Annotated in this window: 32 protein-coding genes and 1 tRNA gene; 14 read left to right on the top strand and 19 right to left on the bottom strand. The window is 69.7% G+C overall.

The features are described 5' to 3' along the window. Window position 1 precedes the first annotated feature (1 nt). The 3 genes from lepA to pnuC all read right to left on the bottom strand — a co-directional run bounded on the left by lepA (window position 2) and on the right by pnuC (window position 3,027). Window positions 2-1,813, bottom strand: coding sequence for a translation elongation factor 4 (gene lepA / locus FHY02_RS01340; protein WP_183919773.1), 1,812 nt, complete (start codon window positions 1,811-1,813; stop codon window positions 2-4). 63 nt (window positions 1,814-1,876) lie between these two features. Next, window positions 1,877-2,395 (bottom strand): AAA family ATPase, encoded by a 519-nt coding sequence (locus FHY02_RS01335; RefSeq protein WP_183919772.1) that lies wholly within the window; start codon window positions 2,393-2,395, stop codon window positions 1,877-1,879. Next, window positions 2,392-3,027, bottom strand: coding sequence for a nicotinamide riboside transporter PnuC (gene pnuC / locus FHY02_RS01330; protein WP_183919771.1), 636 nt, complete (start codon window positions 3,025-3,027; stop codon window positions 2,392-2,394). The genes FHY02_RS01335 and pnuC overlap by 4 nt, the downstream gene beginning before the upstream one ends. 102 nt (window positions 3,028-3,129) lie before the next feature. On the opposite strand from pnuC, the gene FHY02_RS01325 reads away from it, so the two are divergent. From FHY02_RS01325 to FHY02_RS01310, 4 genes are all read left to right on the top strand, one after another. Beyond that, window positions 3,130-3,206, top strand: a tRNA-Pro gene (locus tag FHY02_RS01325). Between the two features lie 118 nt (window positions 3,207-3,324). Then, window positions 3,325-3,462, top strand: a complete 138-nt coding sequence (locus FHY02_RS01320) for a hypothetical protein (RefSeq protein WP_183919769.1) — start codon at window positions 3,325-3,327, stop codon at window positions 3,460-3,462. A 114-nt stretch (window positions 3,463-3,576) separates the two neighbouring features. Then, window positions 3,577-3,714, top strand: coding sequence for a hypothetical protein (locus FHY02_RS01315; protein ID WP_183919767.1), 138 nt, complete (start codon window positions 3,577-3,579; stop codon window positions 3,712-3,714). A gap of 300 nt (window positions 3,715-4,014) precedes the next feature. Further along, the gene (locus tag FHY02_RS01310; RefSeq protein ID WP_183919765.1) at window positions 4,015-5,136 is read left to right on the top strand and encodes an NADH:flavin oxidoreductase/NADH oxidase; all 1,122 of its coding nucleotides are present in this window, start codon (window positions 4,015-4,017) and stop codon (window positions 5,134-5,136) included. 30 nt (window positions 5,137-5,166) lie between these two features. On the opposite strand, the gene FHY02_RS01305 is transcribed toward FHY02_RS01310, so the two are convergent. Both FHY02_RS01305 and FHY02_RS01300 read right to left on the bottom strand, forming a co-directional pair. Continuing rightward, window positions 5,167-6,168: a Gfo/Idh/MocA family protein gene (locus FHY02_RS01305; protein ID WP_260172548.1), complete on the bottom strand. Its 1,002-nt coding sequence runs from the start codon at window positions 6,166-6,168 to the stop codon at window positions 5,167-5,169. Further along, window positions 6,161-7,120 carry a zinc-binding dehydrogenase gene (locus FHY02_RS01300; protein WP_221198453.1) on the bottom strand — a complete coding sequence of 320 codons (960 nt, stop codon included), beginning with the start codon at window positions 7,118-7,120 and terminating at the stop codon, window positions 6,161-6,163. Before FHY02_RS01300 ends, FHY02_RS01305 begins: the two co-directional genes overlap by 8 nt. Before the next feature lie 35 nt (window positions 7,121-7,155). On the opposite strand from FHY02_RS01300, the gene FHY02_RS01295 reads away from it, so the two are divergent. After that, on the top strand, window positions 7,156-7,665 hold the full coding sequence (locus FHY02_RS01295) for a DUF1003 domain-containing protein (protein WP_183919763.1): 510 nt from the start codon (window positions 7,156-7,158) through the stop codon (window positions 7,663-7,665). On the opposite strand, the gene FHY02_RS01290 is transcribed toward FHY02_RS01295, so the two are convergent. From FHY02_RS01290 to FHY02_RS01265, 6 genes are all read right to left on the bottom strand, one after another. Continuing rightward, entirely contained in the window at window positions 7,640-8,557 is a 918-nt protein-coding gene (locus FHY02_RS01290) for a glycosyl hydrolase (RefSeq protein WP_183919761.1), read from the bottom strand. The two genes, FHY02_RS01295 and FHY02_RS01290, sit on opposite strands and share 26 nt — an antisense overlap. Before the next feature lie 30 nt (window positions 8,558-8,587). Next, the gene (locus tag FHY02_RS01285; protein ID WP_183919759.1) at window positions 8,588-9,379 is read right to left on the bottom strand and encodes a TIGR04290 family methyltransferase; all 792 of its coding nucleotides are present in this window, start codon (window positions 9,377-9,379) and stop codon (window positions 8,588-8,590) included. A gap of 55 nt (window positions 9,380-9,434) precedes the next feature. Next, window positions 9,435-10,625 (bottom strand): tetratricopeptide repeat protein, encoded by a 1,191-nt coding sequence (locus FHY02_RS01280; RefSeq protein ID WP_183919757.1) that lies wholly within the window; start codon window positions 10,623-10,625, stop codon window positions 9,435-9,437. Then, window positions 10,622-11,002, bottom strand: coding sequence for a hypothetical protein (locus FHY02_RS01275; protein ID WP_183919756.1), 381 nt, complete (start codon window positions 11,000-11,002; stop codon window positions 10,622-10,624). Before FHY02_RS01275 ends, FHY02_RS01280 begins: the two co-directional genes overlap by 4 nt. Next, window positions 11,002-11,712 (bottom strand): AAA family ATPase, encoded by a 711-nt coding sequence (locus tag FHY02_RS01270; protein ID WP_183919754.1) that lies wholly within the window; start codon window positions 11,710-11,712, stop codon window positions 11,002-11,004. The genes FHY02_RS01275 and FHY02_RS01270 overlap by 1 nt, the downstream gene beginning before the upstream one ends. A gap of 122 nt (window positions 11,713-11,834) precedes the next feature. After that, window positions 11,835-12,497 (bottom strand): epoxyqueuosine reductase QueH, encoded by a 663-nt coding sequence (locus FHY02_RS01265; protein WP_183919752.1) that lies wholly within the window; start codon window positions 12,495-12,497, stop codon window positions 11,835-11,837. A 62-nt stretch (window positions 12,498-12,559) separates the two neighbouring features. On the opposite strand from FHY02_RS01265, the gene dinB reads away from it, so the two are divergent. Beyond that, window positions 12,560-13,645 carry a DNA polymerase IV gene (gene dinB, locus FHY02_RS01260; RefSeq protein ID WP_409322331.1) on the top strand — a complete coding sequence of 362 codons (1,086 nt, stop codon included), beginning with the start codon at window positions 12,560-12,562 and terminating at the stop codon, window positions 13,643-13,645. A gap of 264 nt (window positions 13,646-13,909) precedes the next feature. Continuing rightward, window positions 13,910-14,719 (top strand): shikimate 5-dehydrogenase, encoded by an 810-nt coding sequence (locus FHY02_RS01255; RefSeq protein WP_183919750.1) that lies wholly within the window; start codon window positions 13,910-13,912, stop codon window positions 14,717-14,719. Between the two features lie 259 nt (window positions 14,720-14,978). Here FHY02_RS01255 and FHY02_RS01250 read toward each other — a convergent pair whose 3' ends face one another. Genes FHY02_RS01250 through motA form a run of 5 tightly spaced genes read right to left on the bottom strand, consistent with a single transcriptional unit; the run spans window position 14,979 to window position 17,836 of the window. Continuing rightward, window positions 14,979-15,407 carry a hypothetical protein gene (locus tag FHY02_RS01250; protein ID WP_183919748.1) on the bottom strand — a complete coding sequence of 143 codons (429 nt, stop codon included), beginning with the start codon at window positions 15,405-15,407 and terminating at the stop codon, window positions 14,979-14,981. 18 nt (window positions 15,408-15,425) lie between these two features. Beyond that, complete coding sequence (locus FHY02_RS01245) at window positions 15,426-16,298, bottom strand: flagellar motor protein MotB (RefSeq protein ID WP_183919746.1); 873 nt, start codon at window positions 16,296-16,298, stop codon at window positions 15,426-15,428. After that, entirely contained in the window at window positions 16,295-16,516 is a 222-nt protein-coding gene (locus FHY02_RS01240; protein ID WP_183919744.1) for a hypothetical protein, read from the bottom strand. Before FHY02_RS01240 ends, FHY02_RS01245 begins: the two co-directional genes overlap by 4 nt. Beyond that, entirely contained in the window at window positions 16,513-16,902 is a 390-nt protein-coding gene (locus FHY02_RS01235; protein ID WP_183919742.1) for a response regulator, read from the bottom strand. Before FHY02_RS01235 ends, FHY02_RS01240 begins: the two co-directional genes overlap by 4 nt. Window positions 16,903-16,948: 46 nt before the next feature. Beyond that, window positions 16,949-17,836 carry a flagellar motor stator protein MotA gene (gene motA / locus FHY02_RS01230; RefSeq protein WP_183919740.1) on the bottom strand — a complete coding sequence of 296 codons (888 nt, stop codon included), beginning with the start codon at window positions 17,834-17,836 and terminating at the stop codon, window positions 16,949-16,951. 176 nt (window positions 17,837-18,012) lie between these two features. Here motA and flaF point away from each other — a divergent pair, with 176 nt between their 5' ends. After that, entirely contained in the window at window positions 18,013-18,384 is a 372-nt protein-coding gene (gene flaF / locus FHY02_RS01225) for a flagellar biosynthesis regulator FlaF (RefSeq protein WP_183919738.1), read from the top strand. Between the two features lie 52 nt (window positions 18,385-18,436). Here the strand turns inward: flaF and fliP are convergent, their stop codons facing one another. The 3 genes from fliP to FHY02_RS01210 are packed head-to-tail and all read right to left on the bottom strand — an operon-like array spanning window position 18,437 to window position 19,745. Next, window positions 18,437-19,186, bottom strand: coding sequence for a flagellar type III secretion system pore protein FliP (gene fliP / locus FHY02_RS01220; protein WP_183919736.1), 750 nt, complete (start codon window positions 19,184-19,186; stop codon window positions 18,437-18,439). Continuing rightward, window positions 19,179-19,508 (bottom strand): hypothetical protein, encoded by a 330-nt coding sequence (locus FHY02_RS01215; protein WP_183919734.1) that lies wholly within the window; start codon window positions 19,506-19,508, stop codon window positions 19,179-19,181. Before FHY02_RS01215 ends, fliP begins: the two co-directional genes overlap by 8 nt. Window positions 19,509-19,511: 3 nt before the next feature. Continuing rightward, a complete protein-coding gene (locus FHY02_RS01210) occupies window positions 19,512-19,745 on the bottom strand; it encodes a FliM/FliN family flagellar motor switch protein (RefSeq protein WP_183919731.1) in 234 nt (77 codons plus the stop codon). 107 nt (window positions 19,746-19,852) lie between these two features. Between FHY02_RS01210 and flgC the strand changes: the two genes are divergently transcribed. The 6 genes from flgC (at window position 19,853) to FHY02_RS01180 (ending at window position 23,933) form a co-directional block, all read left to right on the top strand. After that, window positions 19,853-20,260, top strand: a complete 408-nt coding sequence (gene flgC, locus FHY02_RS01205) for a flagellar basal body rod protein FlgC (protein WP_183919729.1) — start codon at window positions 19,853-19,855, stop codon at window positions 20,258-20,260. 23 nt (window positions 20,261-20,283) lie between these two features. Beyond that, window positions 20,284-20,613: a flagellar hook-basal body complex protein FliE gene (locus tag FHY02_RS01200; RefSeq protein WP_183919727.1), complete on the top strand. Its 330-nt coding sequence runs from the start codon at window positions 20,284-20,286 to the stop codon at window positions 20,611-20,613. A gap of 10 nt (window positions 20,614-20,623) precedes the next feature. Next, window positions 20,624-20,890 carry a flagellar biosynthetic protein FliQ gene (locus FHY02_RS01195; protein ID WP_183919725.1) on the top strand — a complete coding sequence of 89 codons (267 nt, stop codon included), beginning with the start codon at window positions 20,624-20,626 and terminating at the stop codon, window positions 20,888-20,890. Next, window positions 20,890-21,645 (top strand): flagellar biosynthetic protein FliR, encoded by a 756-nt coding sequence (locus FHY02_RS01190; protein WP_183919723.1) that lies wholly within the window; start codon window positions 20,890-20,892, stop codon window positions 21,643-21,645. Before FHY02_RS01195 ends, FHY02_RS01190 begins: the two co-directional genes overlap by 1 nt. Window positions 21,646-21,648: 3 nt before the next feature. After that, window positions 21,649-22,767: a flagellar biosynthesis protein FlhB gene (locus tag FHY02_RS01185; protein ID WP_183919721.1), complete on the top strand. Its 1,119-nt coding sequence runs from the start codon at window positions 21,649-21,651 to the stop codon at window positions 22,765-22,767. An 83-nt stretch (window positions 22,768-22,850) separates the two neighbouring features. Further along, a complete protein-coding gene (locus FHY02_RS01180) occupies window positions 22,851-23,933 on the top strand; it encodes a flagellar basal body P-ring protein FlgI (RefSeq protein WP_221198494.1) in 1,083 nt (360 codons plus the stop codon). Window positions 23,934-23,941 lie beyond the last annotated feature (8 nt).

Genomic DNA, 23,941 nt, shown 5'->3' with positions numbered 1-23,941 from the left:
CTCAGCCCTCGTCGCCCATGCGCAGTGCCGCGATGAAGGCTTCCTGCGGGATGCTGACGCTGCCGTACTCGCGCATCTTCAGCTTGCCCTTCTTCTGCTTCTCCAGCAGCTTGCGCTTACGCGTCGCGTCGCCGCCATAGCATTTGGCGGTGACGTCCTTGCGCATGGCGCTGATCGTCTCGCGCGCGATCACCTTGCCGCCGATCGCCGCCTGGATCGGGATCTTGAACAGGTGGCGCGGGATGAGTTCCTTGAGCCGCTCGCACATGCCGCGTCCGCGCACCTCGGCGGTGCCGCGGTGGACGATCATGCTGAGCGCGTCGACCGGCTCCTCGTTGACCAAAATCGACATCTTGACGAGGTCGCCCTCGCGGTAGCCGATCTGGTGATAGTCGAAGCTGGCATAGCCCTTCGACAGCGACTTCAGCCGGTCGTAGAAGTCGAATACCACCTCGTTGAGCGGCAGCTCGTACGTCGCCTGCGCGCGCCCGCCGACATAGGTGAGGTTCTTCTGGATACCGCGGCGGTCCTGGCACAGTTTCAGGATCGAGCCGAGATATTCGTCGGGGACGTAGATCACCGCCTCGATCCACGGCTCGCTGATGCTCTCGATCTTGTTGGGGTCGGGCATGTCCGCCGGGTTGTGCAGCTCGATGTGCCCGCCGCCGTGGGTCAGCTCGATCTGATAGACCACCGAGGGCGCGGTGGTGATCAGGTCGAGGTCGTACTCGCGCGTCAGCCGCTCCTGGATGATCTCGAGGTGCAGCAGCCCGAGGAACCCGCAGCGGAAGCCGAAGCCGAGCGCGGCGCTGGTCTCCATCTCGAAGCTGAACGAGGCGTCGTTGAGCCGCAGCTTGGAGATGCTCTCGCGCAGTTTCTCGAAGTCGTTGGCGTCGACCGGGAACAGCCCGCAGAAGACGACCGGCTGAACTTCCTTGAAGCCCGGCAGCGCCTCCGCCGCGGGCCGCTTGGCGTCGGTCAGCGTGTCGCCGACGCGCGCCATCGCGACGTCCTTGATCTGCGCGGTGATGAAGCCGATCTCGCCCGGACCGAGGTCGGTCAGCTGCTCGATCTTGGGGCGGAAGCAGCCGACGCGGTCGACCAGATGCTGCGTCCCCGCCTGCATGAAAGTGACCTGCTGACCCTTGCGCAGCGTGCCGTCGATCACGCGCACGAGGATGACGACGCCGAGATAGGGGTCGTACCAGCTGTCGACCAGCATCGCCTTGAGCGGTGCGTCGGCGTCCCCCTTGGGCGGCGGGATCTTGCGGACGATGGCCTCGAGGATGTCGGCAATGCCGATCCCCGACTTGGCGCTGGCGAGCACCGCCTCGGAGGCGTCGAGGCCGATCACGTCCTCGATCTCGGCCCGCACCTTCTCGGGCTCGGCGGCGGGCAGGTCGATCTTGTTGATCACGGGCACGATCTCATGGTCGTGCTCGATCGACTGGTAGACGTTGGCGAGCGTCTGCGCCTCGACCCCCTGCGCCGCGTCGACCACCAGCAGCGCGCCCTCGCAGGCGGCGAGGCTGCGGCTGACCTCATACGCGAAGTCGACGTGGCCCGGCGTGTCCATCAGGTTGAGCGTGTAGGTCGCGCCGTCCTGCGCCTTGTACGACAGGCGCACGGTCTGCGCCTTGATCGTGATCCCGCGCTCCTTCTCGATCTCCATGTTGTCGAGCACCTGCTCGCTCATCTCCCGGTCGGAGAGGCCGCCGGTGGCCTGGATCAGCCGGTCGGCGAGCGTCGACTTGCCGTGGTCGATATGGGCGATGATCGAGAAATTGCGGATCGTGTCGAGCGGGGTGGCCATGATCCGCGGGTGCCTAGCGCAGCGTGACCGGCCGCGCCAGCCATTCGGCGGACATGGCCCGTCTCACCCCGCGGCATGATGGATCGCGTCGAGCGCGTTGAGGTAGCGGCGGCTCCCCTCGCCGCTCACCAGCGCCCAGCGCACGCCGCGGCGCTCCAGCTCGCGTTTCGACAGGTCGAAGAAGCGCTGCCGCGCCGCGCGATTGCCGAACAGCCGCGTGCCGTCGGGCTGCCACGGCAGGTCGATGTCGAACAGCAGGTACAAGTCCGCCACATTGTCCCAGCGCGCGAACCAGGGATCGCGGCGGCCGAACATCATGTCGGCCCAGACCGCGCTCATCAGCGGATCGGTGTCGAGGATCACCGGGTGCGCGCCCGAGTCGACCGCCTTGCGCGCCTTCATGTCCTGCGTGTGCGCGATCACCACCAGGTCGGCCATGGTGAGGTCCGTGCCGTAGCGCTCGCAATAGGTCCGGCCGAACTCGGCGACGCAGACCGAGTCGAACTGCTTGGCGAGCCGGGGCGCCATCGTCGACTTGCCCGTGCTCTCGGGCCCGTGGAGGCAGACCGTCCGCAGCGTCACGCCGGAACCGCCAGCGCGCGCGCGGGGTGGCGTGCGCGGCGCCACTCGGCCAGCCCGATCACCGCGAGCGCGAGATATACCAGGTAGAGCGCGGCGAAGAGGTACAGCTGCTTGGCGAGGTAGAGCGGAACCGAGGCGAGATCGACCGCGATCCACAGCCACCAATTCTCGATCTTGCGCCGCGCCATCAGCAGCTGTGCCGCGACGCTGGCGGCGGCGATCGCCGCGTCCCACCAGGGATAGCTCGCATCGGTGAGCCGGTGCATCGCCGCGCCCCACAACAGCGCCGCGGCGACGCTCGCGCCCGCCCAGCCGAGCCGCGCCGGTGCGCCGAGCCGCTCCACCGTCACCTCGCCCGTGCGCCGTCGCTCGCGCCGCCACGTCGCCCAGCCGTACAGGTTGGCGAGGACGAAGAAGCCCTGGAGCAGCGCGTCGGAGTAGAGCCGCTGTTCGAACACCACCGCGCCCAGCAGCGTCACCGAGCCGATCGCGGTCGGGAAGGTCCACACGCTGCGCCGTGCCGCGAGCGCGACACAGGCGATTCCCAGCAGCGTGGCGATCCACTCGATCAGCGACATGGCGCGGTCTTTCCACGCCAGCGCGGCGCCGCCAAGAGGCTTGCACACCTTCACGCGCCGCAATCGTCGCTGGCGTGCGAATAGCCGCTTGCGCGCCGACGAACCGCTGATATAAGCCGCGCCCTGTCGCCGGCTCTGGCCGGACGGCACCCTGGTCGGGGAATAGCTCAGCCTGGTAGAGCACTGTGTTCGGGACGCAGGGGCCGGAGGTTCGAATCCTCTTTCCCCGACCAATTATCTCCTTGTGAGATCAGCTAAAATCCAGCTCTACGGTTGGATCGCGCAATCTTGGCGCGGCTCGCGACGTTTTCCGGTGCCGAGCGTTCTCCCCGCATACGCAGGAGGACAGCGATGGACGACCGCCGCCAGGCAGAGCCGCAGCCGACCGACATGAACCCACCCGGCGCCCGCTCCGACGACGCGTCGGACGACATGGTACCGGTAGAGCGCTCGGCCGACGCACAGGAAGCGGAGGCGCATCCGAGCTGAGCGATGGCGCCACGCCACGCTCAGGGACTGGCGGCGATGGGAACAAAGCGGGGCCGACCCGGTTGTGCTCCCCACGACGAGCGACAGATGCCCTGTCCCGTTATGAGGTTAGCCATGAAGAGCACGACGCTGAGCCTGTTCCGCACCAAGCCCGCTGCCAACACCACCAAGCGCATCAACGACGATCCGCGTGCCGGTCTGACACCAGTCGAGGCGGCGATGCTGGAGCGTGCGGTCAGCGCGCGCGCCTGAGCGTCCCTTCGCCATATCGTCGCGTCCGCGTCATCCCAGGGGGTGGCGCGGCCGTGTCGGATCAGGCGAAGGCGCGCGCGGGACGGCGTCGCATCCGCCAGCAGGTGCGCGCCACCGCCGTGAGCGTGAAGCCGAAACCGATCGCATAGCCGGCGGCAATGATCATCTCGAGTCCCTCCGTCGCACCCGAGTGCGTCGACACAGTTAATCCCACGTCAGGGTAAATATTCTCTCACCGCGTCACGCGGCACCGACGCCCCGCTGGTGCGTATCCTTCCCTCACCCATGGAGGAGCCTCGCGTGAGCGGACCCAAGTTATTCGAACCATTCGAGGTCGGCGGCCTGTCACTGGCCAATCGGATCGTCATCGCGCCGATGTGTCAATATTCGGCCGAGGACGGTTGCATGACCGACTGGCACCTGATCCACCTCGGCCAGCTCGCACTGTCCGGTGCGGCGCTGCTGACGATCGAGGCCACGGCGGTCGAGCCCGAAGGTCGCATCACCTACGCCGACGTCGGTCTGTGGGACGACGCCACCGAGGCGGCGATGGCGCGCGTGCTCGAGTCGGTGCGGCGCCACTCGGACATGCCGATCGCCCTCCAGCTGGCGCATGCCGGTCGCAAGGCGTCCACCGACCTGCCGTGGCACGGCGGCAAGCAGCTCGCGCCCGACCATGCCAACGGCTGGCAGACGGTCGCCCCCTCCCCGTTGGCCTTCGCCGAGGGCGAGAACCCGCCCGCCGCGCTCGACCGAGACGGACTGACGCGGGTGCGCGACGCCTTCGTCGCGGCGGCGCATCGCGCGGCCCGGCTCGGTATCGACGCGGTGCAGCTGCACGGCGCTCATGGCTATCTGCTCCACCAGTTCCTCTCGCCGCTGTCGAACCGTCGTGACGACGAATATGGCGGCAGCCTGGAGAACCGGCTGCGCTTCCCGCTCGAGGTGTTCGACGCGGTGCGCGCCGCTTTTCCGGCCGATCGCGCGGTGACGATGCGGGTCTCGGGCAGCGACTGGGTCGAGGGCGGTTGGGACGCCGAGCAGACGATCGCCTTCGCCCAGGCGCTGGAGACGCGCGGCTGCGCGGCGATCCACGTCTCCGGCGGCGGGCTCGACCCGCGCCAGGAGATCCCGGTCGGGCCGAGCTACCAGGTGCCGCTGGCGCGCGCGGTGAAGCAGGCGGTATCGCTGCCGGTCGTCGCGGTCGGGCTGATCACCGATTATGAGCAGGCCGAGGCGATCGTCGGCACCGGCGACGCCGACCTGATCGCGCTGGCCCGGACGATCCTCTACGACCCGCGCTGGCCGTGGCACGCCGCGGCGCACCTCGGCGGGCGCGTCAAAGCGCCCGACCAGTATCTGCGCTCGCAGCCGCGCCAGTATCGCTCGCTGTTCGATGTCGAGGGTAGCGCGGAGAGCTGAACGGCGTGCGGGGCGGTCGCGTCCGCCCCGCTACGCGCCCCGCGCCCGCGCGTAGATCGAGTCGAGCAGCGCGGCGGTACGCACGAACCGCTCCGCGCCCTCGTCGAAGCGTGCGCCCGCCGCGAGCCGCTCGGCCCAGTCGACCGCGGCGCGCCCGCCCCAGTCGTCGGGCGGAAGCGCGAGCGTCTCGCGCGCGGTGCCGCGGAAATGCTCCGCGGTGAAGTCGTAGAAGGAGCCGCCGATGTTGCGCAGCGCCGCGCCGCCGGCCGCGCCGTAGAAGGCCGCCTCGATCACCGCGTCCTGCCCGGCGTGGAGCCGCCAGGAACAGGCCAGCCGAAGCGTCACACCGTCGCCGAGCCGCACCGTAGCGACCGCATAATCCTCTACGGCGCCCTGACCCAACGGTGCGCCGCCGGCATAGAGCGCGGCGTCGGTCACCTCGGCCTCCGGGAAGCCGGTGAGCCACAATGCCAAATCGGCGAGATGAATGCCGAGGTCCATCACGCAGCCGCCGCCCGCCTGGGCCTTGTCATAGAACCACGGCTTGTCCGGGCCGTAAGCGTTGTGGAAGGTGAGATCGATCGCGAAAAGCCGGCCGAGCGCGTCGCGCGACAGCAACTCGCCGATCTGGCGCACGCCTTCGGTGTAGCGGTACGACAGGTCGAGCCCGAGCAGCCGGTCGGCCGCGCGCGCCGCCGCGACCACCGCCGCCGCCTCGTCCGCGTCGCGCCCGAGCGGCTTCTGGCAGAACACGGCCGCGCCCGCCTCCAGCGCCCGGATCGACTGGTCGGCGTGGAGCGCGCTCGGCGTCGCGATCACCACGCCGTCGAGATCGAGCGCGAGCAGCTCGTCCAGCGTCGCCACCGCGCGCAGTCCCGGCGCGAGCGCCAGCGCCTCGCGCAGATTGTCCGCGCCGGGCTCGCACACCGCGACCGGCTCGATGCAGTCGCTCGCGATCATCGCCGCCATGCGATGGCGGCCGATCCAGCCGGTCCCGAGGAAGCCGACGCGGGGCTTGGCCGCCCTACCCAAGGTCGATCACCGCCTTGACGAAGCCGTGCGGCTTGTCGCGCGTCGCCGCGATCGCGGCATCGAGCTCGCTCAGCGGGAAATGATGCGTCAGCAGCGGCGCGAGGTCGATCCGCCCGCTCGCGACCGCCTCGACCGCTTCCTCCAGGCCGCGCCGGTTGACGCGCGGGTCGCGCTCGTGCGCGTTGATCACGTCGATCCCCTTCCAGTTCCAGTCCTGCATGTTGACCTGGCGCGGCCCGTCCTGATGATAGCCCGCCACGATCAGGCGCCCGCCGAAGCCGGTGATCGCCGAGGCGAGGTCGAGCGGCCATTGCTTGCCGACCGCCTCGATCACGCGCGCGCACAGCGCGTCGCCGGTGAGCTGCCTGACGCGCTCGATGATCGCCCAGTGATCGTCCATCGCGATCGTCTCGGCAGCGCCGTAGCGGGTCGCCAGCGCGAGCGACTCAGGCCGGCGCGAGATCGCGATCACCCGCGCGCCCGCGTCGCTCGCCAGCTTCGTCAGCACCGCGCCGAGGAAGCCGATCCCCACGATCGCCACGGTCTGGCCGGGCTCGATCGCGCTGCGACGGAAGATGTTCATCGCGCATGCCAGCGGCTCGCCCGGGAAGGCGCGCCCGTCGAGCCCGGCGGGGAGCCGCACCAGCTGGTCGACCGCCGCCACGTCATAAGAGGCGAAGCTATGCCCCGACAGCATCGTCACCCGCTCGCCGAGCGCGACATCGCTGACGCCCTCGCCCACCGCATCGACGACGCCCCAGCCCTCATGCCCCATCCCGCCGGCTTCGCTGGGATAGGTCGACCACGGCTGCCCCTCCCATGGCTCGACGTTCGACGCGCACACGCCGCAGCCCTCAAGCCGCACGCGCACCTCGCCCACGCCCGGCTCCGGCAGCGGTGCCTCGCGCAGCTCGAACCGTCGCGGCGCCACCAGCACCGCAGCGGGCATCATGCTTCCATTATCGTGCGACAATCGTTCGACTTTCCATGAATGAACCGCGTGATCTCAACGGCGCGCTCGCCGACAACATCCACCGCCTCGCCGAGCGGCAACGCCGTGTCGAGGCCGCGGCGCCGTGGTCGGATCGGCTGGCGGGACGGATCACCGCCTTCACCGGATCGATGATCTTCGTCGCGCTGCACCTGACCTTCTTCGGAGGCTGGATCGCGTGGAACCTGTGCTTGTCGCCCAAGTTCGACCCGACCTTCGTCGTGTTGGCGATGATCGCGTCGGTGGAGGCGATCTTCCTGTCCACCTTCGTCCTCATCAGCCAGAACCGCATGGCCGCACAGGCGCAGGCGCGCGCCGACCTCGACCTCCACATCAACCTCCTCGCCGAGCACGAACTGTCGCGGCTCACCGGCTTGGTCCGCCAGATCGCCGAGCGGGTCGGGGTCAAGCCGCCGGACGATACCGCCGAGATCGAGCGCGACGTGCGCGCCGAGGACGTGCTCGACACGCTCGACCAGGCTACGCCAGCGCCGCCTGGCGCGTGACATCGGCGGGCGCGTAGCGGTCGATCATCCACGCGCAGAAATCGGCGAAGGCCTGCGGGTCGCGCGCCGCACTGGTGTGGTGCGGCTGAATGCCGAGATGTTCGGGCGTGAAGCAGAAGGTGACCGTCGTGTCGAAGTCGGCGAGCGCCTCCATCTGACGGTCGAACCAGTCGACCGCGTTGGGGCGGAAACTGTCGGCCCAGCTCAGCCCGGTGCGCAGCTTCTTCGTCCCCAGCCGCTTCATCCACTCGACGGCATCATCGATCCGCGGGTCCTCGAAATGAAACCACTGCATCAGCCCCATCTCGCTCGCCACCTTGGCGTAGCTGTCGAGCGAGGGCTTGGGCGTGCCGTCGGCGCGGATCAGCCCCATGTAGAAGTGGCGATAGTAGCTCGACCCCTCGGCCTCGCGGTGGCGCGTGGTGGCGCCCCATTCCTGCGGCAGGTCGAACAGCGAGTACCAATAGATCCGCGGCACGCGCCCGATCAGCAGCTCGGCGGTCTTCTCGACGCCGAACACCTGCACCTCTTCCGCGCCGAACGAACCAACGCCCACCTCGGTGACCCACACCGGCTTGTCGGTGACCGCCTCGATCTCGGCCACCTTGGCGGGCCAGTCGTGAATCGACCACAGATTCCAATCGAGCGGGAAGCCGTGCACGGCGAGCACGTCGACCGCGTCGAGGCAACCGTGCGCCTCCAGCCGTTTGACCCACAGGGGATCGATCGGCGACATGCCGCCGAGCACGCGGGTCACGTCGGGGTTGACCGACGCGATCGCCGCGCCGGCGCGCGACACGGTGTCGGCGAAGAGGCTCCAGTCGGGATCGACCTCCGGGTCCCAGTGCGACTTGTTGTTGGGCTCGTTCCAGATCATCGCGGCTTCGATCACGCGCTCATTCCCCTCACGCTCGTGGCTGCCTTATGCACGTGGCTGGGCCGGATAGACGGCGGCGGGCCCATGCTGCGCATAGGGCACGTCGGCGACGCGGCAGAGATAGACGTCGTCCTGCGGGTGCGCCACCACGGTGAAGCCCGAGGCGCGCAGCATCGCCTCCGAGCAGGCACGGTTGGGCGCCCACCAGTTGGTCCAGTCGCCCGCGAACTTCCGCTCGATGAAGTGCATCTTCGGATAGGCCGGATCGTCGAAATAGAGTGGCGGCGTGAAAGTGCCGGGCAGGAAGAAAGGATGGTCTTCCGGCACGTCGCTGAGGCCGGTAGACCCCTGCTGCATCGTCTGAAACAGCATCAGATCGCGCGCGACATGCTCGCGGATCAGGTCCAGCGCGAGCAGCGGGTGGCGCAGGTGGTAAAGCACGCCCATGAAGATCACCAGGTCGAAGCGCTCGCCCAGCGTTGCCACGTCATAGACCGACAACTGACGGAACTCGACGCTGTCGCCGAATCCCAGCGACTCGGTGGCGAGCCGCGCCTGGGCGAGATAACGCTCGTCCCAGTCGATCCCGACGACGCGCGTCGCACCGCGCCGCTTCATTTCGACCGAGTAGAAGCCGGCGTTGCAGCCGATGTCGAGCACCGACTTGCCGGTGAGATCATCGGGCACGCAGCTGGCGAACGCGGCGAACTTCTCGCGCGGATAGTCGCCGAGGAAATGATCGGGCGCGGTGGTCAGCCCGCCGCCGAGATCGATGTTGTGAAACCATGGCGCGAGCGCGTCGACCCGCTCGCGCAGCCCCTCCCCGGCAGATGGCATTCGTTCCCCTTCACCCGTTCGTTACGCCAACGAACGATTATAGAAGGTGTTCCATCTACTTAGCCGCGAGGCGCGATCCCGCTCGCCACGGTGCCGGCCGATCGCCCGCGGCGAGCCGCACGAAGCAATGACCGCCGCGCGCGCGATAGCCGCGGCACAGCTGGATCGCGTCGCCGCGCGCGACGCCGCCGACCGACAGCCGGTACAGCGAGCTGCTCCGGTCCGCGGCGATGCCGGTAGGGCGCAGCCGGCCGAGCACCGGCCAGCGCCGCAGCGCGCCGCGCCAGCCGTCGCGCGCCACCGCGGCATTCTCGTAGGCGCCGAGCTGGAGATAATAGCCGCCGGGCGTGAGCGTCCGCGGGCGCGGCGCGACAGCTGGCCGTGCGGACGGAACGAGCGCGGCGGGCGGTACCGGACGCGACACCAGCGGGGGCGCCGCCGGCGGGACGATCTGCGACACGAAGGCGGGCGGCGGAGGGGCGGCGACCGCGATCGGCGTCGCCACCGGGGCAGGCGCGACGAGCGCGAGCGCCACGGGGAGCCCAGGGTCGCTCGCCGGCGTGATGCTGAGCAAGGCGGCGACCTGATCCGACGCCGCGCGCGGCTGGGCCAGCGCCGCCCAGGTGGCGAGCCGGCGGTCGACCGCGTCGGCGGGCAGGTCAAAAGCGGCGAGCGCGCGGGCCTGCGGCCACTGGCCCGACAGCGCGAGCGTGAAGGCTAGGTTCTGCCGTGTCTTGGCATCCGCCTCGGGCAGCCGCGCGGCGGGCATCAGCACCTGGAGCGCCCCCGGCAGGTCCCCCGCGAGCGCGAGCGCCAGCCCGCGATCTGGCGCCGCGATCCCGCCGGCATGCGCGGCGAGCGTGGCGCGCGCGCGGTCCCACTGGCCGAGCGCGACCTGGGTGAGCGCGAGGTCGAGTGCGGCGGCGTGATCGTCGTGACGGAGCGTCAGCGCGTCCTCGAACGCGCGCGCCGCCGAGGCGAAGCGGCCCGCGCGCAGATAGACGACGCCGAGCAGCCGACGATGCTCGCCGTCCGCGGGGGCGTCGGCCACCGCGATCTCGCCCTCGCGCACCGCGCGGTCCCAGCGGCGCTTGACGAGCGCCTTGCGCGCGCGCTCGGCGTGACGCGCCGCGTCAGCGACGCGCGCGCGGCCGTCGCTCGTCGCCGCCGCGGGCACCACCACCTCCGCCAAGCCGGCGCAGAGCAGCGCCGAGCTGAGTACGCCGATCACCGTGACGCGCCTCATGCCGCGTCCGCCGCGAGCCGGTCGAGCGCCGTGGTGAGCAGCGCCTGCGCCGAGACGCCGCGCGCCGCCGCTGCCTGGCGCAACCACTGGTGGCGCTCGCCGTCGAGCCGGAGCGTGAAGGCCACTCGTTTGCCCGGCGACGGCGCCGTCGCACGCGCGTGCGGTGGGGTCCCGAGCTCCGCCGCCAGCCGCTCGCGCGCGGCGAGCACCGGCGGCAGTGCGGCAGGCGCCCCCTCCCCCATGTCGTTCCAGCCGAGGTCGTCGCCCGCGCGCGCCAGCGCGGTGAATGTGTCGGCGCGACGCATCGCCGGGCGCGCCTGGCCCTTGCGCGCGAGCAGCCCGACGCTGAGCGCGGCCATCGGCTTGGTCCCGATCATCAGGCCACCACGCGGCGGCCGAAGCCCGCCCCTTGCGGCCGCGCCGGCGTCGTGCCCGGCTTGGGTGCGGCGAAGACGGTGCGTCTGAAATTCTTCTCGAGCCGGTCGGAGACATAGCTCCACAATTCGGCGATCTCGGCGGCGGAGCGCCCCTTCGGATCGACCTCCATCACGGTACGCCCGTCGATCATCGAGGCGGCAAAGTCGGTGCGCTGGTGCACCGTGATCGGCGCCACCGTGCCGTGCTGCGACAGCGCGATCGTGGCGTCGGAGGTGATCCGCGCCTTAGGGGTGGCGGCATTGACGACGAAGAGCAGCGGCTTGCCCGAGCGCTCGCAGAGATCGACGGTGGCGCCGACCGCGCGCAGGTCGTGCGGGCTCGGCCGAGTCGGGATCACGATCAGCTCGGCGATCTGGACGACGCTCTGGATCGCCATGGTGATCGCGGGCGGCGTGTCGATCACCGCCAGCTTGAATCCCTGTGCGCGCAGCGCGTCGAGGTCGGCGGCAAGGCGCGAGACGCTGGTCTGCGCGAAGGCGGGAAACTCGTTCTCCCGCTCGTTCCACCAGTCCGCCAGCGAGCCCTGCGGATCGATGTCGATCAGCACGACCGGTCCGGCGCCGACGAGCTGCGCCTGCACCGCCAGATGCCCCGAGAGCGTGGTCTTGCCCGATCCGCCCTTCTGCGATGCCATCGCGAGTACGCGCATGTCGCCGCCGTGTCCCCCGTTGTTCCGTCGCAGGGCATGCCAGCGCGGGGTGGACGAAGCGTTAATGATGACCCCGAACTATTGGCGCGGCATGATCCTTCCCGCTCGCGGGGAGGATCCACTTACCCCTTCGGCTCGTCGCCGTAGTAGAGCTCACCGATGCGGATCTCCTCGCGACCCTGCGAGACGCGGTGCGCGTTCGTGTCGCGCAGCGAGTAGACGCAGCCGCAATATTCCTGCTGGTAGAAATGCTCGCGCTTGGAAATCTCGATCATTCGCGCCGCACCGCCGCCCTTGCGCCAGTTGAACGTCCAATAGCTGATGCCCGGGTAATGCGCCGCCGCGCGCTCGCCGCAATCGTTGATCTGCGCCATGTTCTTCCAGCGCGAGATGCCGAGCGAGGAGGTGATCACCGGGAAGCCGTGCTCGTGCGCGTACAGCGCGGTGCGTTCGAAGCGCATGTCGAAGCACATCGTGCAGCGGATGCCGCGCTCGGGCTCCTGCTCCATCCCGCGCGCGCGCTTGAACCAATTGGCGGTGTCATAATCGGCGTCGACGAAGGGCACGTCATGCGCCTCGGCGAAGCGGATATTCTCCTCCTTGCGGAGCAAATATTCCTCCTTAGGGTGGATGTTGGGATTGTAGAAGAAGATCGTATAGTCGATCCCGCTCGCGTTCATCGCCTCCATCACCTCGCCCGAGCAGGGCGCGCAGCACGAGTGGAGCAACACCTTCTGGGCACCGTCGGGAGGCGTGAGGATGGGTCGTTGGAGGTCGCTGGTCATGCCGCGCGCTCTAGCCGATCGCCGCGCGAAAGTCATCGCATCGCGGCCACCTGCGACCCTATATCGCGCGCGTGAGCGCACCCGCGACCCGCAAGATCATCCATATCGACATGGACGCCTTCTACGCGTCGGTCGAGCAGCGCGACGCGCCCGAGCTGCGCGGGCGCCCGGTCGCGGTCGGCGGCGCACGTGCGCGCGGCGTCGTGGCGGCGGCGAGCTACGAGGCGCGCGCCTTCGGGGTGCGCTCGGCGATGCCCTCGGTTACCGCGCTGCGGCGCTGCCCCGAGCTGGTGTTCGTACCGCCACGCTTCGACGTCTATCGCGCAGTGAGCCAGCAGATCCACGCGATCTTCGCCGATTACACCGAGCTGATCGAGCCGCTCTCGCTCGACGAAGCCTATCTCGACGTCACCGAGGACGTGCGCGGGCTCGGCTCGGCCAGCGCGATCGCGGAGCAGATCCGCGCGCGGATCGCCGCCGAGACCCGGCTCACCGCCTCCGCCGGGGTGAGCTACAACAAGTTCATCGCCAAGCTCGCCTCCGACCACAACAAGCCGAACGGCCTCTGTGTCATCCCCCCGGGGCGGGGCGCGGCCTTCGTCGCCTCGCTGCCGGTCAAGCGCTTTCACGGCGTCGGCCCGGTGACCGCGGCCAAGATGGCGCGGCTGGGGATCGAGACCGGCGCGGACCTGCGCGACCGCGACATTGCCTTTCTGCGCGCGCATTTCGGCAGCCATGCCGATTACCTCCACGGCGCCGCGCGCGGGATCGACGAGCGACCGGTGCGCGCCCATCGTGAGGCCAAGTCGGTCGGTGCCGAGCGCACCTTCGAGACGAACCTGGCGGAGAGGACCGCGATCGAGGAGGCGCTCGAGCGCGTCGCCGACGCCGCCTGGGCCCGGATCGAGCGCGCCGCGGCGCGCGGCCGTACCGTGACGCTCAAGCTTCGCCGCGCCGACTTCGCCACGATCACGCGCGCGCGCTCGCTGACGACGCCGATCGAAGATCGCGCGCAGATGGTGGCGATCGGCCGCGCGCTGCTGGCGCCGCTGCTGCCGGTCGAGGGCGGGATCAGGCTGCTGGGGCTGACGCTCTCGGGGTTGCAGCGCGACGAAGCGCCCGCGCAGGCGGCGCTGCCGCTGCTGTGACCGATCATGCGGTGGCGCCACTCGGACGAGGGCTTGGAGCTTCGCCGTGCGGCTGAGGAAGCAGAAGTCGAAGTTCCCGCGCGTCGCCCCCCGCGGCGCTGGGCTCCTGCGTTCGCAGGAGCACGTTTCGCGCCTCCGCGTGCCCCACCGCCTCGCGTCATCGCGTCATCGCGTCATCGCGTGAGGGTGGCCCGCGCAGCACGCCACGATTGGGCCACCCGCCAAGCATCGGCTATCGCGCCCGGCAGACGAGGAGAATCATCGATGAAGCCACCGATCGGCCCGACCACCCGCCTGTGCATGTCGCTCGCCGCCCGCCCGGGCACCTTCGGCTCGCGCTTCCATAACCATCTCTACGAGGCGCTCGGCCTCGACTACGTCTACAAGGCGTTCACCACAACGGACCTAGCAGGCGCGGTGCGCGGCATTCGCGCGCTCGGCATCCGCGGCTGTGCGGTGTCGATGCCTTTCAAGGAGGACGTGATCCAACTGCTCGACGGATTGCGCGACTCCGCCGCGGCGATCGACAGCGTCAACACCATCCTCAACGAGGACGGCACGCTGCTCGGCTATAACACCGATTACAGCGCGGTACGCACCCTGGTGGAGCCGCTCGCGCGCGCGCCGTTCCTGCTGCGCGGCAGCGGCGGCATGGCCAAGGCGACCGCCACCGCGCTGGTCGACGCCGGCTTCGTCGAGGGCGTGATCGTCGCGCGCAACGTGGCGAAAGGGCGCACCTTGGCGACGGCGCTGGGCTGCGACTGGCAGGCCGAGGCCGAGGAGCTAATGGCACCGGTGCTGGTCAACGTCACCCCGCTTGGCATGACCGGCGCCGACGCCGAGACGCTCGCCTTCACGCACGCGCAGGTCGAGGCCGCCGAGGTGGTGATCGACGTCGTGGCCAAGCCGGTCGAGACGCCGCTGCTGCGGCTGGCGCGCGCGCTCGGCACGCCCGTGGTGACCGGCGCCGAGATCGCCAAGCTTCAGGCGCTCGAGCAATTCATACTCTACACCGGGGTGCGCCCGACCGAGGCGCAGGTCGCGGCGGCGGAGGCCTTTGCGCTGGGAACGTGACGCTGTCCGTATCGGAGGCATAGCCGCGCGGCCGAAGAGGCGCGCAGAAGCCCTTACACGGAACGGAGCAGCGGCGAGGACCCGGTGGGGCCGACGATCATATCAGCCTCCAACCGCGCTGACCGGCTTACCAACCGCGTAGGTACGCGACCGCCCGCCCTGACATCGAACATCCGGCGACGCGCGCTCCTCCACCGAACGTCCGCGATGCTGCCGGACCGTTCCCGCCCATGCGCGTTCGCCCGACGCACCGCTCAGGTCAGGTCAGGTTGGCGCGCGTGATCACGGTTCGCGAGACCACCTCCGCTCCATAGGTCTTCAGCGCTGCGGCATGGACGAGTTCACGCAGCACCTGCAGCTGCGGCACATAGCCCTCGGCCGGGCCGGCGATCGGCGCGGCGAAGCTGGTGCGATTGACCGCGTCGGCGAGCACCGGCAGGCCCGAGCGTATCTCGCGCTCGCGCCGCACCGGCACCTCGATCTGCGCGTCAAAGCTGAGATAGCCGAGCAGATGACCGTCCGACCCGACGAGGGGGGCGGTCAGCGTGCCGATCGGCACGAACTCGCGTCGCGGCGCGGCGGCGAAGATATTGTCACCCCCGACGAGGTGGCTGACCTCGAGGGCGCTCAGGCTGCCGACGGCGACGCCGCAGAGCAGGACGAGCAGACGACGCGCGAAGGGTGGCACCGCGATGATCCTTGAAGCTCAGAAACGAAGGCTGCCGTCGCGCGGCAGCACGGAAGGTTCGGACAGTACGATGATCGCTATCCGGCGGTTCTCGGCGCGGCTCGGCTGGTCCGGATAGACCGGCTGCGTGCCAGCGCGCGCGACGATCTGCGCGAAGCGATCGGGCGAGAGCCCGTCCGCCACCAGGGTGTCCCGCGCGGCCTCGGCGCGGGCGCCCGAGAGCCGCCAGTTCGCCGCGCTCTGCGCACCACCCTCGGCGCTGGTATGCCCCTCGATCGCCAGCTGCGCCTCGACATGCTGGAGCCGGCGCGCGACCTGCGCGAGGAGCGCGCGGCCGTAAGCGTTCAACTCGGCCGTAGGGCCGGCGAAGATGCTCTGCTGCGCGGTGTCCATCAGCGTGATCCGAACGCCGTCATGCTCCCGCTCGACCTGCACCGAGCGCGGGCCCTGCGTCGCATTGGGCGCGAGTTCGAGCGCGACACGCAGCTCGTCGGCGAGCGCGCGGCGGCTGGCCGCCGGGATGTTCGCGGTCCCGCCGCGCGACGCGCCGGCGGTACCGGCCTCGGCGCTGAGGATGCCGAAGGCTTGCATCTGGTCGCCCTGCGCGCGTCGTAGCCGACCGCCGGTGCCCGGCTCCAGCTCAGGCTGGTCGGTCTGCGCCGCCGGTGCCATCGTCGTCACCGAGGTGGAGAAATATTGAGCGAGACCTTTGAGCCTTCCCTTGTCGGGCGTCGCGATCAACCACATCAGCATGAAGAACGCCATCATCGCGGTCACGAAGTCCGCGTAAGCTACTTTCCAGGCACCGGTATGTCGGGCCGACGCGCCTCGCCGCGAGCGCCGACGTCGGATCACGATCGTCGGAGCCGCATCCTCGCCGGCCGCGCTCATGCTCGCTTCTCCTGCTCGCCGTCGCGCGGCTGAGTGACGCCGCCGGTCACCTCGTCGGGGTGCGTCGCTGGCTCGCCGAGACGCGCCAACGCGTCCGCCGCGCTGCCCCGCGTCTTCTGCCGTGGCGGCTCACCGCGGGCCGTGCCGAGCAGCGCCGCGCGCGCGGCGTCGTACATGGCGCCTGGACCGTCCGATCGATCGTCCTCACCCGTGCTCATGCGAGCGCTCCGAAGACATGCTCGATCTTCTCGCGCAACGTCGCCGGAGTGAAGGGCTTGACCACGTAATTGTTGACCCCCAGCGCGGCCGCGCGCTCGACCACCGCGCGGTCCGATGAACCCGTCAGCATGATGAAGCCAGTCTTGCCGATATCCGGATCGTTCCGCACCGCCTCCAGGAAGGCGAGCCCGTCCATCTCGGGCATGTTATAGTCCGAGATGACCAGATGCACCCGATCGGCGCGGATCGCGTCGAGCGCCTGCGCGGCGCCGGGGCAATCGCGCACGTCGCGGAAGCCGAAATCCTGCAGCGCGCGGCAGATCATCGCCCGCATGCTGGTCTGGTCGTCGACGACCATCACCTTGATCGCTGAAGCTTGTACCATAAGCGCTTTCCAGCTCCTCCTGGGATTATACCGAGCTGCGCGCGGGTCAGGCCGCCTGGGCGAGGTTGAAGCGCTGCTGCGCATCGTCGAGCGATGCTTCCAGCTCGGCGAAGCTGGGCGCGGCCTCCGAGGGCGTCATACGACGGGCCAATTCGATCGAGAGCTGCGTCGGCATGCCCTGCGCGTGCGCGACGATCGCCGCCTTGACGATCGAATAGGCCTTGCAGTCCTCGTCCACCACCTGCGCGAGCTTGGCGCCCAGCGGCCCGACGAAACAATAGGACAACAGCACGCCGAGGAAGGTGCCGACCAGCGCGCCGCCGATCATCGCACCCAGGATGTCGGTCGGCTGATCGATCGAGCTCATCGTCTTGATCACGCCGAGCACCGCCGCGACGATGCCGAGCGCGGGAAGGCCGTCCGCCATCGTCTGCAGCGCGTGCACCGGCTGCGCCTCCTCGGCGTGATGGCGATCGATATCGCTCTCCATCGCCTCCGCCAGTTGGTGGGGGTCATCGAGGTTGACCGTCATCGCGCGCAGATAGTCGCAGATGAACTCGATCAGCCCGGCATCCGCCAGCAGCCTGGGGTAGGCCGCGAAGATGCTGCTGTTCTCCGGATCGTCGATATGGTTCTCGATCTTCGCGGCGCCTCCCTTGCGGAACAGCAGCAGCAGCGAGAAGAGCAGCGCCAGCAGGTCGCGATAATCGGCGGTGCGCCAGTGCGGCCCGCGGAAGGCGCGCGCCACACCGTTCAACGTGCGCCTCGCGATCGACACCGAATTTCCCAGCATGAACGCACCGACCGCCGCGCCCGACACCGCCAGCAGCTCATAGGGCATCGCATGAAGCACCACCGCCAACTTGCCGCCCGACAGCACGAAGCTGCCGAAGACGCAGACCAGCACCACCACGATTCCGATACTGTTGAACATCGCCATCCTGCCCAGAGCGCGGCTGAGGCCGCTGCCTGTTTATAGGAGGATCGATCCGTGCGGCGGCCTCCAGCGCAGAATTTCAATGCGCTCGCCGTGTCGTTCCGGGCCCTTCGCGCCGCCTCCACGCGACCGGCGACTATAATGAAGCGTCAATCCGTTATGAGGAGATCACCGTGTCCGTCCAAGCCTATGTCAAGGCGCGTGCCTATGCCGAGACGCCGCGCATGAGCGAGCTGCGCCTGATCGCGGAGGTGACGCACGAGCTGGTCTCCGCCGCGGAGCAGCGGCTCACCGGCGGGGCGCTGATGGCGCCGCTTCACCGCAATCGCGAGATGTGGGCGCTGTTCGCGACGATGTGTGCCGACGATGCCAATCAGCTGCCGCCCGAGCTGCGCGCGCGGATCGTCTCGCTCGGTCTCTGGGTTGATCGCCATACCAGCGCGGTGATGCGGGGTGAGGAGAACATCGACTCACTGATCGACGTGAACCGCACGATCATGGAAGGACTCACCGATCAGCCGGGCGGACCCGCTCAGCCCGGCTGACGGCGCCCACGCTTCTCGAGAGCGCGGCCGCACAACCCCCGCTCGGCGCGGCTCAGCCGAAGCTCTTCACCAGCGAACCGGCGACGAGCGCCCAGCCGTCCACCAGCACGAAGAAGATGATCTTGAGCGGCAGCGAGATCGATGCCGGTGGCAGCATCATCATGCCCATCGCCATCAGCACCGCAGACACCGCCAGATCGATCACGAAGAAAGGCAGCAGCAGCAGGAAACCGATCTCGAAGGCTCGGCGCAGCTCGGAGATCATGAAGGCGGGCATCAATGTCGTGAGCGGCACCGCCGCGCGCGACGGCGGCCGATGGCCGGACAGCTGGACGAACAGCGCCAGATCCTCCCGCCGCACGTGCGCCAGCATGAACTGCTTGAACGGTGCGCTGGTCTGCTCGAACGCCTGGGTCTCGCTGATCTTGCCCGCGCTGTAGGGCGCCACGCCCTTCTGCCAGGCGGTGTCGAAGGTCGGCGCCATGACGAAGAAGGAGAGGAACAGCGCCAGGCTGATGATCACCGGGTTGGGCGGCACGCCCGGCGCGCCGATGCCGCTGCGCAGCAGCGACAGCGCCACCACGATGCGGGTGAAGGCGGTCACCGTCATCAGCAGCCCGGGCGCGAGGCTCAGCACCGTCATCGCCAGGACGAGCTGCATGGCATGGCCCGACAGCGAGTTCGCCACGCCCTGCGGCAGCACCGCCTCGGCATGGGCGGCGACGGGACAGGCGAGCGCGGCGGCCGCGCCGAGCGCGATCACGACGGGGCGCGCGCGCCGCCGCAGCGATTGATCACGCATGCGCCGCCTCCTCGACCCGCACGACGGAAGCGACGCGCCGCTCACCTGACGGGTCGGTGTCGAGCCGTAGCGCCTGGTCACCCGACAAGAAGATCAGGTGCTCGCGCGAGTCATGCCGTACGAGCAGCAGCGCGCGGCGCTGGTCGAGCGCGAGCCGCTCCACGACATGCAGCCGTCGCTCGTCCGCTCCGGCGGCACCGCGTGGCAGCGCCAGCCGCAACGCGCCTGCCCCGTAGCGCCGCACACCCCAGGCGCCGGCGGCGAGCAGGCCGAGGACGAGCGCGAGCGCGCCGAGCGACCTCAGCAAGGCGATCGGGTCCATCGCTCAGGCGGCCGGTCGCACGATGCGGGTCACCTCGAACGAGAGCGCCTCGCCGCTGAGTACGACACGCCCCTCGGCGATCACGGAGTCGCCGACCTGGATCTGGCTCGGATCAGCGTGGCCGCAGTCGAGCGTGACCATCGTGCCGCGGCTCAGTTTCAATACCTGGCGGATCGGCAGGTCGACCGATCCGAGTACGACCGATAGTTCCACGACGATCCCGTCGAGCGCGCTCATGCATGTCCTCCTGTGTTCGCCGAATTGTAGGAAGAATTCCGCGTCGGACGGCGGTTGCGGCGAAATTTGCCTATAACAGGAGCGACAACGGACAGCGGGAGCAGCCGATGAGCTTCAGGAATGCGGTCGAGATCTCGGCCACTGGTCTACACGCGCAGTCGCTGCGCATGCGCGTGATCGCGGAGAACCTCGCCAATAGTGACTCGCTCGCCACCACGCCCGGCGGCAAGCCCTATCAGCGCCGCGTCGCCACCTTCCAGACCGCACTGGATCGCGCCACCGGCGCCCAGGGCGTGCGCATCCGCTCGATCACCGCCGACAAGGCGCCCTTCTCGCGCGTCTACGCACCCGGCACCCCGGCGGCGGACTCGGCCGGCTACGTGCTGCGCCCCAACGTCGACGGCCTGATCGAGGCGGCCGACATGAAGGCGGCGCAGCGCGCCTACGAGGCCAATCTCAACGCGATCGAGGCGGCGCGCGGCATGGCGGCGCGCACGCTCGACGTGCTGCGCTGAACCTTTTTCTCAGGAGATAAACGATGTCGATCCAGGCGCTCGACGCGCTCAACGCTTACGGGCGCACCGCACGCTCGATCATCGCGGGTCTCGGCGCGGCGGCGCCCGTGGCGACGCCGACCGAGAGCGAGAGCGGCGGCGGTTTCGCCGCCTATGTCACCCCGCTGATCGAGCAGACCGGCGCCGCCCTGCGCACCGCCGAGACCGCCAGCGCGCGCCACGTCGTCGGCCAGGGCGATATCATCGACGTGGTGACCGCGATCGGCGCGGCCGAGACCGCGCTCAACACGATGGTCGCGGTGCGCGATCGCGTGGTGAACGCCTACAATGAAATCATGCGGATGCAGATCTGAGGTCGGCGCGATGACCGGGACCGAGGCGATCGAGATCACGCGTGCCGCGATGATGCTGCTGCTGACGCTCGCGGGGCCGCTGCTGATCGCCTCGCTGATCGTCGGCGCGGCGATCGGCCTGCTCCAGGCGCTCACTCAGATCCAGGAGATGACGCTCACCTTCGTGCCGAAGATGATCGTGCTCGCGCTGGTGCTGCTGGTGACGCTGCCGCTGATGGGCCAGTCTATGGCGCGCTTCATGGATCGGATCGTCGACCTGATCGTCGCCGGTCACTGATGCTCGACGCGCCGCTCGAGTTCACCGCCTGGCTCATCGTGTTCGCGCGCGTCGGCGCGATGGCGATGGTGCTGCCGGGCTTCTCGGAGGACGCGCTGCCCGGCCGCGTGCGGCTGCTGCTCGGCATCGGGCTCAGCATCGGGGTCGCCGGCATGGTGCACGCGCGCGCGGTAGCGACGGCACGCGGCGACGCCGGGCTGATCGCGGTGCTGCTGGCCGAGCTGCTCACCGGGCTCGCACTCGGGCTGATCGTCCGGCTGCTCTACCAGGCTATCAATTTATTCGGCGGCATCGCCAGCATGCAGGTCGGGCTCGGCTCGACGCTCGTCGTCGATCCCGCGCAGGGCGGGCAGGTGCCGCTGCTCGGCCGCATCGCCGCGCTGGCGGCACTGATCACCTGTTTCGCGGCACAGCTGCACCATCTCTGGATCGGCGCGCTGCTCCACTCCTACGTGACTTTCCCGATCGGGGGGACGCCGCCGCCGGCCGATCTCGCGCGACTGGCGGTGAGCTGCGCGGGCGCGACGATGCGGATCGCGCTGAGCCTCAGCGCACCGCTGCTGCTGTACGGCATCGCCTTCAACGTCGCGCTCGGACTCGCCGGGCGGATGGCGCCGATGCTGCAGCTCTTCTTCATCACGCAACCGCTCAACCTGCTGCTCGGGCTCGCTCTGTTCGCGACGACCAGCGGTGTGGTGATCACCGGCTTCACCGCAGCGATGGGTGGCGCACTGCGTGGCAGCGGTCTGATCTGAGCCATGGCCGACGCCGAGCAGAGCCAGAAGACCGAGGAGCCGACCGATCGCCGGCTCGACGAGGCGCGCCGTCGCGGCGAGCGCGCGGTCGCGGGCGAGGTGCGCCACGCCGCGATCGTCGCGGCCGCGCTCGCGCTGACCGGCACGCTCGGCGCCATGGTGGCGATGCACCTGGCGCGGCTCTTCGTCCGCCTGTGGGGCGCCGCGCAGGATTACGCGCTGGAGCCACGCGACGCGCCCGCCTTCGCGCGCGGCTTCCTCGCCGAGATAGGCTGGGCGCTGGCGCCGATCGCGGCGGTGCTGGTGGTGGCGGCGCTGCTCGCGGCGGTGATCCAGGCGCGTCCCAGTCTCTCTTGGACGCGCGTCGCGCCGCGTTGGTCCAAGGTCTCGCCCGGCGCCGGGCTCAAGCGCATGCTCGGCCCGCGCGGGCTCATCGAGTTCCTCAAGACGCTGGCGAAGAGCTGCTTCGTCGCGGTGATCGCCTTCGCCGGACTGTGGCCGCACGTGGTCGCGTTCGACCAGCTGGTCGGCGCCGCGCCTGACGCGCTGATGCACGCCGCGGTCGGCCTGGTGGCGGCGCTGCTGCGCTGGACCACCATCGCGCTGGTGGTGCTGGCGCTCGCCGACGCGGTCTATCAGCGCCGCGCCTTCCTGCGCGGCCTGCGCATGACGCGGCAGGAGGTGATGGACGAGCACAAGGACAGCGAGGGCGACCCTCGGCTCAAGGCGCGCCGACGCGCGATCGCGCTGCAGCGCGCGCGCCGCCGCATGCTCGCCGCGGTCAAACAATCGACCGTGGTGGTCACCAACCCGACGCATTATGCGATCGCGCTCAAATATGAGGTCGGCGACCAGCACGCGCCGCTCGTGGTCGCCAAGGGCGTCGACTCGCTCGCGCAGCGCATCCGCGAGGCGGCGCAGGAAGCGGGCGTGCCGATCGTCGAGAGCCCGCCGCTGGCGCGCGCGCTCTTCGCCAGCACCGAACTCGACCGGCCTATCCCCGTCGACCATTATGCCGCCGTCGCCGAGATCATCGCTTACGTCGTTCGCTTGAGCCGCAGCCGCCGCAGCGTCGAGAAAAGCGCCTATCAGCACCCGGCGGGCGGCGGCCGCATCCTATAAACCGTGTGATGCGACTGACCCTGCTTCTCCGCCCGCGCGACCGCCGATCGATCGGCCGCCGCGCGCCGTCGGCCCTGGCGGCCATGACGCTGCTGCTCGCGCTCAGCCCCTGTCCGGCGGCCGCGCGCACCGTCGCGCGGATCAAGGACGTGGTCGACGTCGAAGACGTCCGCCCCAACCAGCTGGTCGGTTACGGCCTGGTGGTCGGTCTGGCGGGCACGGGCGATCGTACGCGCAACGCGCCCTTCACCGAAGAGTCAATGCTGTCGATGCTGGAGCGGCTCGGGGTCAACATCCGCGGCACGCAGATGCGCACGCAGAACGTCGCCGCGGTCTCAGTCACCGCGACGATGCCGCCGTTCGCGCGCGCGGGCAGCCGGATCGACGTGCAGGTCTCCTCTCTCGGCGACGCCACGAGCCTGCAGGGCGGCACGTTGGTAGTGACCTCGCTGCGCGGCCTCGACGGGCAGATCTACGCGGTCGCGCAGGGGCCCCTCGCGGTATCGGGGTTTCGCGCGCAGGGCGTCGCGGCGAGTGTGACGCGCGGCGTCGCCACCTCGGGCCGGATCGCGGGCGGCGCGATCATCGAGCGCGAGGTGCCGTTCGATCTGCGCAGCGCACGCCAGCTCAAGTTGGCGCTCAAGAACGCCGATTTCACCACCGCCTATCGCATCGCCAACGCGATCAACGCGGCGCTGCCCGGCACCGCCGCGGTGCTCGACTCGGCGACGGTGCAGGTGGCCTCGCAGTCGGCGCCGGAGGCGGCGATGGCACTCGTCGCGCGGATCGAGAACCTGCCGGTGGAGATCGACCAGCCCGCGCGCGTGGTGATCAACGAGGCGTCGGGTACGGTGGTGATGGGGGCGGATGTACGGATCAGCCCGGTCGCGATCGCACAGGGCGGCCTGACGATCAGTGTCGCCGAGACGCCGCTGGTCTCGCAGCCCGGGCCCTTCTCCAACGGCGACACCGCGGTGGTTCCGCGCACCAGCATCACGGTCAACGACGGCGCCGGCAAGGGGTTGGCGATCGTCGACGGCAGCAGCTCGCTGCGCGCGCTCGTGGCCGGTCTCAACCGCCTCGGGGTGAGCCCGCGCGACCTGATCTCGATCCTCCAGGCGCTTCGCCAGGCGGGTGCACTGCAGGCCGACATCGAGGTACAATGACGGAGTAT

Origin of the sequence: Sphingomonas sp. BK069, assembly GCF_014193405.1 — a bacterium.
Lineage (GTDB): Bacteria > Pseudomonadota > Alphaproteobacteria > Sphingomonadales > Sphingomonadaceae > Sphingomonas.
This window is presented reverse-complemented; position numbering and strand designations above follow the sequence as displayed.